Genomic DNA, 7,809 nt, shown 5'->3' with positions numbered 1-7,809 from the left:
TAATCGCTCGCGGCAACGAGAAAATACTTAACCACCTCCACAACACACACGCAAACCAGCAGCACAACCCAGGTTTTCACGCAAAAGAAAAACGCCGTTGCCTCTCTTACACGAGAAGCAACGGCGTTGCAGCGCTACAGCCCTAAATCTTCTTGGCCCCAGCGAAGTTCTTCTTGCCGCGGCGCAGTACAAGCCAGGCACCATGCAACAGGTCATCGTCCGACGGTGTCCACTCTTCGGACTCGACACGCTCATTGTTCACGTAGATGCCGCCTTCCTTGATGGACCGGCGGGCCGCGCCCTTCGACTCCGACAAACCAGCGCCTACAAGCAGGTCGACGATGGAGGTCTCGGCGTCGCTGAATTCGAACACTTCGGTCGCGGAAACTGCGGAGGCGAGCGTTTGCTCGTCTAGGTCGCGAATTTCAGCCCGGCCGAACAACGCCTGCGAGGCGAGCTCTACGCCTTCGCGGGCCTTCACACCGTGGACCAGGTCCGTCATTTCCTGCGCGAGCCGCTTCTGGGCCTCACGTTTGAAGGGACGTTCTTCGACCTCCACCGCGAGGCGATCGAGCTCCTCCTGATCTAGGAAGGTAAACCAACGCAGGTAACGGATGACGTCTGCGTCAGCGGTGTTTACAAAGTACTGGTACCAGGTGTACGGGCTGGTCATCTCGGGGTCGAGCCACAAGGAGCCGCCACCAGTGGACTTGCCAAACTTCTTGCCTTCGGAATCCGTGACAAGCGGCACGGTCAGTGCGTGGACCTGTTCGCCGTCCATACGACGGTTGAGGTCAACGCCAGCGACAAGGTTGCCCCACTGGTCGCCGCCGCCTACTTGCAGTACGCAGTCGTGGTTGCGACGCAACTGCACGTAGTCGTTTGCCTGCAGCAGCATGTAGGAGAACTCGGTGTAGGAGATGCCATCGTTTTCCAGGCGGCGCTTGACAGTGTCGCGGCTGAGCATGGTGGACAGGGAGAAGTGTTTGCCCACGTCGCGCAGGAAATCAATGACGGTCATGTCCTTGATCCAGTCATTGTTGTTCACTAGCAGCGCGGCGTTTTCGCCCTCAAAGGAGACGAAGCGCTCGAGCTGGCTCGAAATGCGATCTGCCCAATCAGCGACCGTGTCGGAGGAGTTCATCGTGCGCTCCCCCACGTCTCGCGGGTCGCCGATCATGCCGGTAGCGCCGCCGGCCAGCACGATCGGACGGTGGCCAGCTTCCTGGAAGCGGCGGAGCATGAGCAGCGGGACGAGGTGTCCCGCGTGCAGCGACGGGCCCGTCGGATCAAAGCCGCAGTACAGGCTGATCGGTGCCTCGGTCACGGTCCGCAGTGCCTCCAGGTCGGTGGACTGGTTGATCAGTCCGCGCCATTCAAGCTCATCAACAATGTTCGTGCTCATAGGTAGTTTCTCTCGATTCTTTCGTGGTGTAACAGGGCTGGACGCAGCGCGTGGCTACGCGGACGGTGCGGCCGGATAGTCCTGCGCCTCGTCGATAAGGAGCACCGGGATGCCGTCGTCGATGCGATAGGCAATGTTGAGGCGCTCGTTCACCAGCAACTGTTCATCTTCCTTGTACGTCAGCGGGCCCTTGTCCTGTGGGCAGGCCAGTACGTCAAGGAGTTTCGGATCGAGACTCATGGTACTCAAGCTTACTGGTACGGGTTCGTGGATGGAGTGTCGGGATCGGTTGGTGGGTCCAACGCTGCGTCGTCAAGCGAGATTGGCCCTTTGAGCGCCTCTTTGAGGTAGGTGGCCTGCGATTCGAGCGCGCGCAAATTGTTGTCCAAAATGCCCTGCTTGACCCGGTCGACGGCCTTCGTCATGGTGTCGAGGGACTCCATGCACCACAGGGAGGCATCCTCCCCGCGGTACAGCGGGGAGTTGAGGTAGGTGGTCACGACCTCGGGGAAGTAAATTTTCGACACGTTGTACACCGTTTGCTGGTGTTCCGGTGTCGCATTCAGATCGTCCCAGCGAGAGAGCACGAAGCGGACCGCACCTTGCAGGGCGAGCGCCTCGTTGTACACCGGGGGCGGGACATTTGCCCGGTGCAGCTTCGTCAGGTTCTCCTGCACCTCGGCGTCGATGAGAGCCTGCGTCGGGACACTCGGCTCCAGGGCCTTCTGCTCGCGCGAAGGGGTCAGCAGCGCACCCGCGCCGTACGCCGCGGTGGTGGCGACCAGCCACGGGATCACGCCCGCAGCACCAACCAGACCAAGCACAATGAAGAGGCCCGTCATCAGCGCCGCGGCAATCATGCCGACCTGGTTCTTGCGCGAGCTGAAATACTCCCACTTATTGGTAGCCACGGATCTCCTTAAACATCTCGGCCAACTCTGCCTGCTGCGCGTCGAAAACTTTACCCCCCGTCAGCTCCGCAAGCTTGTCCATTTCAGCGCGTTTCGCCTCGCCGTACAGAATGACGAACACGGGGATGCCTGCCCACTCGTCGTGCTGGGCATACTCGGCTGCGAACTCATCGTAAAACGGCGGCACGGTCGCCTCACCGTCGGAAAGCAGCACGATCGTCGGCGCACGGAACTCGCCGCCCTCCTCGTTGCGGCGCAGCTCAGACTGCTGTTCCAGCACGCCCTTCAGGGCTCCGTAGGTGGCGGTGTAGCCGTCGGCTTCGAGGCCGTCGACGAACCCGCTTAGCGTGGCGCGGCTTTCTGGATCATCTTCGGAAAGCGTCGCGGTCACGCCGTCGAGCAGTTCGCTGTTGAAGGGCCGTAGGCTCACCGATTCCCGGTTGCGGAAGGAAACATCGCCTGTCGACGTCGCGGCAGAGCCCCCAATGAGCTGGCCCATGATGGCCTTCAGCGAATCCATGCGCTCCCCCTGCATTGACCCGGAGGTATCCAGCAGGAAGATGGACTGACCCGGGCGGCGGAAGTCGTCGTTGTAGCGCTCCAGCAGGGTGCGCGCCACGGCCTCATTGGCTGGGTATTGCAGGTCGATCGGATTCTGGTCAGACAGCTCCGCTGGCAGAGCGTCTACCGGGAAGACCGGGCGACGGTAGGTGTCTGCGACTTCCTGCTGGTGCTCCTCGAACCACTCGGCCAGCTCCCGCACTGTGTCTGCGGAGTCTTCGTGCTGCGGCGTGCGCAGCGTACTCAGCGGGTAGTCGGCTGTGATCGTGCCGTCTGCGGGCACAATCACCTCAAGGTCGAGCCCGTCCTTCTTCAGCTGGTGCAGCGTGGACTCGTAGTTGAAAATGCCGTCGGCTTTCGACGGGTCGGCGCGGAAGGTGTCCGCGAGCCACCCAGACGAGCCCGAGGACAGGGTCTGGGCGGAAAAGAACTCCGCCAGCTGCGGGCCCACCGCGTCAAGGTCCTGCTGGGAAAGCGCCACGCCTGTGTCCGCGAGCGAGGTAGCGGCGGAGACCACGGTGGAAAACCCGGAGTTCGAAGCTGTGGGGTCCGTCATGCCGAAGGTAAACTCGCCGTCCTTCGCGGCCTGGGCAAGGTCTTCCCAGGTGGGCGGGTTGTCAACCCAGCCGTTGGAGCGAGCGATTTGGCTGCGCAGCCCAATCGCGATCGGCGAGCTCGCCAGCGGGTACTCCTCCCCCAGCGCATCCGCCGCACCGATCAGGTTGGCGTAGCGGTTCGTTGCGAACCAGGTCGCGTCGTACGCCCCGTCCAGCTCACCGGCCTTGAGCGCCTGCGAGTTCTCCAGGGTGCCGCCAAGGTAGGTCACCTCGATGTCGGTGCCCAGCTCCTCGCCGGCCTGCTGAATTAGCGGTTCGAGGTCTTGCAGCTCAGTGGCCGCCACGATGTGCAGCGGCTTGTTTTCTCCCAGCTGCGGGAGCTGGTCTAGCGCCGAGCACCCGGATGCGACCAGCGCCAGCATCAGCGTGGTGCAGAGGGCAAAGATTCTCTTCATAGGGTTGCCTCCTCGTTGGCGGGCGGTTGGCCGCCGTAGCGCTCGCCCACCCCGTCAAGCAGCTGCTCGAGCTGGTCGAAGGTGGGTGGGTCGACGCTGTTGACGTAATCGGACGGCGCGGGCAGGCCGTGTGCTTCAAGCTCTTCTGCCAGCGAGCCACTTTCAGCCGGGCGGAAGCCGTGCTTGGCGGCCAGCTGCTGCAGCTCCGGGTCCGTGCTCAGCAGGCGTCCAAGCTCTTTGCCTCCGTCGGAGATCCCGACGATGCCGTGGTTGGCCACCACAGTGGGTTCAAGTCGCATGAGCACCATGTCCTCGCGGATTCGCGAGCGCTCCTTCATCTGTTCGCCGAGGAACTGCGCCTCGTACACCAGCACCAGTGGCATGGAGCCCATCCCCTGGCTCAGGTAATCCCGGAACGGTGCCGAGGAGGAGGATTCGGAGTATCCCTGGCCCACGAAGAACGGGGCAATCTTGTCCACCAGCGCATCAGGCGAGATGCCGGGCTCTTCCTCCTGAAACTGCCACGCCAGCAGCGACAGGTACATCGCCGCTGAGTTGGAAGTACGAATATCCGTGGTGTTCACTTGCACCTGGCGGGGCGAGGCGTAGCCATCGCCGAGGTCGCGCCAGCGTTTCCCCTCTTCCACCAGCTTGATGTAGGCAGCCATGTCGAAGGCATAGCCGCCATCGGTGCTGTGAACCACGCCTTCCCGCTCGAGCATCTCCGCCAGCGGCTTCCAGCTCGCAATGGCCATCGGGGTAAAGAAGGGATAGTCCACCGAGTAGTTGGATCCCAGACTCTTCACCTTCTGCGCAGCCGGGCCGGACGAGGGAAAGACAAAGTCCTGCTTCTCTAAGTCAGTACTCGTGGCGATCTGTCGCGAGCCCGCGGTTGAAAACTCGACGGTGTAGCCGAGCTTCTCCAGCCGCTCTTTGACTTCCGGGTCTTCGAAGTAGTCCCGCTTTTCCGAGCCGATCACGCCGCGCACAGTGGTCGTACCCGAGCCTCCCCCAAGCCCGAAAAACCCTCCAGAAGACTGGGAGTCTCGCGCGCTGTAGACCGCATAGCCAGCCAGCCCGAGCAGGATGCAACCCAAAACAACCGAAAGCACGCGAGATCCGCGCTGCTTTCGGTTGTTGCCGTTCGAAACAGTCATGCACCCAGCATAGAGTGCGCTAAGTCACTTCGCAGGGGAAAGGAGTGTCACCTAGCCACGCACGGGCTTCTCAGCCCATGCGCGGAAGGCTGCGTTGGCTTCCGCCACACGCTCGCGCTGCTCTACTACTCGCACCTTGGCGGTGCCGCCACGCGTGTCTCGGGAGGCCACTGCCCCATCGATGGTGAGCACCTCGCGCACCTCGGGCTTCAGCCGCTTATCGACGCCCGCGAGTTCCTCGTCCGTCAAATCCACCAGATCCACGCCGCGCTGCTCGGCGATACGGACACAGGCACCGGAGGCCTCGTGGGCTTCGCGGAAGGGCACGCCCTGGCGCACCATCCACTCAGCCAAGTCCGTCGCCAGGGTGAACCCGGCCGGGGCGAGCTCGCGCATCCGGTCCTCGTGGAACACCAGCGTGGAGACCAAACCTGTCATCGCTGGCAGGAGGATACGGAGCTGGTTGACAGAGTCGATCACCGGCTCCTTATCTTCCTGGAGGTCGCGGTTGTACGCCAGCGGCATCGCCTTGAGCGTGGCCAGCAGACCGGTGAGGTTGCCCAACAGGCGCCCGGTCTTGCCGCGGGCGAGCTCCGGTACGTCCGGGTTCTTCTTCTGCGGCATGATCGACGAACCGGTCGACCACGCGTCGTCAAGCGTGATGTAGCCAAACTCCGGCGTCGACCACGCGATGAGCTCCTCGGACAGGCGGGAGATATCCACGGCGATCTGCGCCAGTACGTAGGCGGTCTCCGCCGCGAAATCGCGCGACGCGGTCCCGTCGAGGGAATTGTCGGTCGCGGAAGCAAAGCCCAGCTCGGTGGCAATCGCCTCCGGGTCCAGGTGGAGCGAAGACCCGGCCAATGCGCCGGAGCCGTAGGGCGAAACCGCGAGGCGTTTGTCCGCATCTTGGATGCGCTCAAGGTCGCGCAGCAACGGCTGCGCGTGCGCGAGCAGGGAGTGCGCGAGCAAGATCGGCTGCGCCGCCTGGAAGTGCGTCTTGCCCGGCATGATGGCGTCCGGGTGTGCCGCGGCCTGCTCCACAAGGGCGTCGATGAGGCTGCTGACTTCGACAGCCACACCACGCAGCGCATCACGGCACCACATGCGGAACATCGCGGCGACCTGGTCGTTGCGGGAGCGGCCCGCGCGCAGGCGGCCGCCAACCTCGGGGCCGACGCGCTCAATGAGACCGCGCTCCATCGCGCCGTGGACGTCCTCGTCCGTCGGCGCCGGAGCGAAAGTGCCGTCGGCGACGTCTTTGCCCAGCTGATCCAGGCCGGCAAGCATGGTGTCCAAGTCGGCGTCGGAAAGCAGGCCCGCCTTGTGCAGCACCTTGGCGTGGGCCTTCGAGGCCAGCACGTCATAAGGTGCGAGCACCCAGTCGAAGTGGGTGGACACGCTCAGGGCGAACATCGCTTCCGAGGGTCCACCCGAGAAACGGCCGCCCCACAGCGCGCCTTCGTTCGTCTTGTGCTGCTCCATACCTATCCGGCTCCTACTTCTGCGCGCCCGCTTCGCGGTCACGCTTGTTGGCGATCTGCGAGCTCAGGCCGTGCAGGCGCACGAAGCCCTTCGCCAGAGTCTGGTCGAAGGTGTCGCCGGTGTCGTAGGTGGCCAGGTTGAAGTCGTAAAGCGAGTGGTTGGAGCGGCGGCCGTTGACCGTCGCCTTGCCGGCGTGCAGCTCCATGCGGATATCGCCGGTGACGTGCTCCTGGGTGGACTCGATGAACGCGTCGAGGGAGCGCTTCAGCGGGCCGAACCACAGGCCGTCGTAGACCTCTTCGGACCAGCGGGCGTCGATAAGCCGCTTGTAGCGTGCGAGCTCACGCTCGACGGTGACGTCCTCCAGCGCCTTGTGGGCAGTAATCAGGGCGATTGCGCCCGGTGCCTCGTATACCTCGCGGGACTTAATGCCCACCAGGCGGTCCTCCACCATGTCGAGGCGGCCGATACCCTGCGCGCCGGCGCGGCGGTTGAGCTCCTCGATGGCCTCGAGCACGGTCACCTTGCGGCCGTCGATAGCCACGGGCTTGCCGGCCTCGAAAGAGATGATGACCTCGTCCGGGGCGTTACCAAGCGCCGGGTCCTCGGTGTAGGCGTAGAGGTCCTTTGTCGGCGGGTTCCACAGGTCCTCCAGGAAGCCGGTTTCGACGGCGCGGCCCCACACGTTCTGGTCGATGGAGAACGGGGATGCGGCGGACTGCTCGATCGGCAGATCCTTGCCCTCAGCGAACTCGATGGCCTTGTCGCGGGTCCACGCGAAGTCGCGCGCAGGCGCCACGATCTCCAGGTCAGGGTCCTGGTTGAGGAAGCCGACCTCAAAACGGACCTGGTCATTGCCCTTGCCGGTGCAGCCGTGGGCAACGTGGGTACCACCGTGCTGCTGAGCTGCCTGCACCAGGTGCTTGACAATCAGCGGGCGTGAAATGGCAGAGACCAACGGGTATTCCCCCTGGTACATGCCGTTGGCCTTAATGGTGGGCAGGCAGTACTCCTCAGCGAACTCGTCCTTCGCATCGACGACGACGGATTCGACCGCGCCACAGTCGAGCGCACGCTGGCGCACCGAATCCATGTCCTCGCCGCCCTGCCCCAGGTCGAGCGAAACAGCGACCACGTCAGCGTCAAGCATTTCGCCCAGGTAAGGAATGGCGACGGAAGTATCCAGACCGCCGGAGTACGCGAGAACAACGCGATTGCTCATGAGAAGAAAGCTCCTTTGCTTTTGGTGTGCATAAAGTTCAATAAATGACGCTTGGC

Annotated in this window: 7 protein-coding genes; all 7 read right to left on the bottom strand. The window is 63.4% G+C overall.

What is annotated here, in order from left to right; translation table 11 throughout:
- Positions 1-142: 142 nt before the first annotated feature.
- Genes tyrS through M3G14_RS05470 form a run of 7 tightly spaced genes read right to left on the bottom strand, consistent with a single transcriptional unit; the run spans position 143 to position 7,753 of the window.
- Entirely contained in the window at positions 143-1,405 is a 1,263-nt protein-coding gene (gene tyrS, locus M3G14_RS05500) for a tyrosine--tRNA ligase (RefSeq protein WP_259925290.1), read from the bottom strand.
- A 54-nt stretch (positions 1,406-1,459) separates the two neighbouring features.
- Positions 1,460-1,645, bottom strand: a complete 186-nt coding sequence (locus M3G14_RS05495) for a Trm112 family protein (RefSeq protein WP_239244071.1) — start codon at positions 1,643-1,645, stop codon at positions 1,460-1,462.
- A gap of 11 nt (positions 1,646-1,656) precedes the next feature.
- Positions 1,657-2,316: a hypothetical protein gene (locus tag M3G14_RS05490; RefSeq protein WP_259925286.1), complete on the bottom strand. Its 660-nt coding sequence runs from the start codon at positions 2,314-2,316 to the stop codon at positions 1,657-1,659.
- Positions 2,303-3,889: a VWA domain-containing protein gene (locus tag M3G14_RS05485; RefSeq protein WP_259925281.1), complete on the bottom strand. Its 1,587-nt coding sequence runs from the start codon at positions 3,887-3,889 to the stop codon at positions 2,303-2,305. Before M3G14_RS05485 ends, M3G14_RS05490 begins: the two co-directional genes overlap by 14 nt.
- Entirely contained in the window at positions 3,886-5,046 is a 1,161-nt protein-coding gene (locus tag M3G14_RS05480; RefSeq protein ID WP_259925280.1) for a hypothetical protein, read from the bottom strand. Before M3G14_RS05480 ends, M3G14_RS05485 begins: the two co-directional genes overlap by 4 nt.
- A 51-nt stretch (positions 5,047-5,097) precedes the next feature.
- On the bottom strand, positions 5,098-6,531 hold the full coding sequence (gene argH, locus M3G14_RS05475; RefSeq protein ID WP_259925279.1) for an argininosuccinate lyase: 1,434 nt from the start codon (positions 6,529-6,531) through the stop codon (positions 5,098-5,100).
- A 13-nt stretch (positions 6,532-6,544) separates the two neighbouring features.
- Positions 6,545-7,753: an argininosuccinate synthase gene (locus M3G14_RS05470; RefSeq protein WP_259925278.1), complete on the bottom strand. Its 1,209-nt coding sequence runs from the start codon at positions 7,751-7,753 to the stop codon at positions 6,545-6,547.
- Positions 7,754-7,809: the final 56 nt, after the last annotated feature.

It is taken from the genome of Corynebacterium sp. p3-SID1056 (genome assembly GCF_025152525.1).
In the GTDB taxonomy this organism is placed as follows: domain Bacteria; phylum Actinomycetota; class Actinomycetes; order Mycobacteriales; family Mycobacteriaceae; genus Corynebacterium.
Note: the sequence above shows the minus strand (reverse complement) of the source record. Positions and strands in the feature narration are given on the sequence as shown.

Excerpts from the sequence above, each read along its gene's own strand:
- tyrS (WP_259925290.1), bottom strand. The coding sequence starts at position 1,405 with ATGAGCACGAACATTGTTGATGAGCTTGAATGGCGCGGACTGATCAAC.
- M3G14_RS05495 (WP_239244071.1), bottom strand. The coding sequence starts at position 1,645 with ATGAGTCTCGATCCGAAACTCCTTGACGTACTGGCCTGCCCACAGGAC.
- M3G14_RS05485 (WP_259925281.1), bottom strand. The coding sequence starts at position 3,889 with ATGAAGAGAATCTTTGCCCTCTGCACCACGCTGATGCTGGCGCTGGTC.
- M3G14_RS05480 (WP_259925280.1), bottom strand. The coding sequence starts at position 5,046 with ATGACTGTTTCGAACGGCAACAACCGAAAGCAGCGCGGATCTCGCGTG.
- argH (WP_259925279.1), bottom strand. The coding sequence starts at position 6,531 with ATGGAGCAGCACAAGACGAACGAAGGCGCGCTGTGGGGCGGCCGTTTC.
- M3G14_RS05470 (WP_259925278.1), bottom strand. The coding sequence starts at position 7,753 with ATGAGCAATCGCGTTGTTCTCGCGTACTCCGGCGGTCTGGATACTTCC.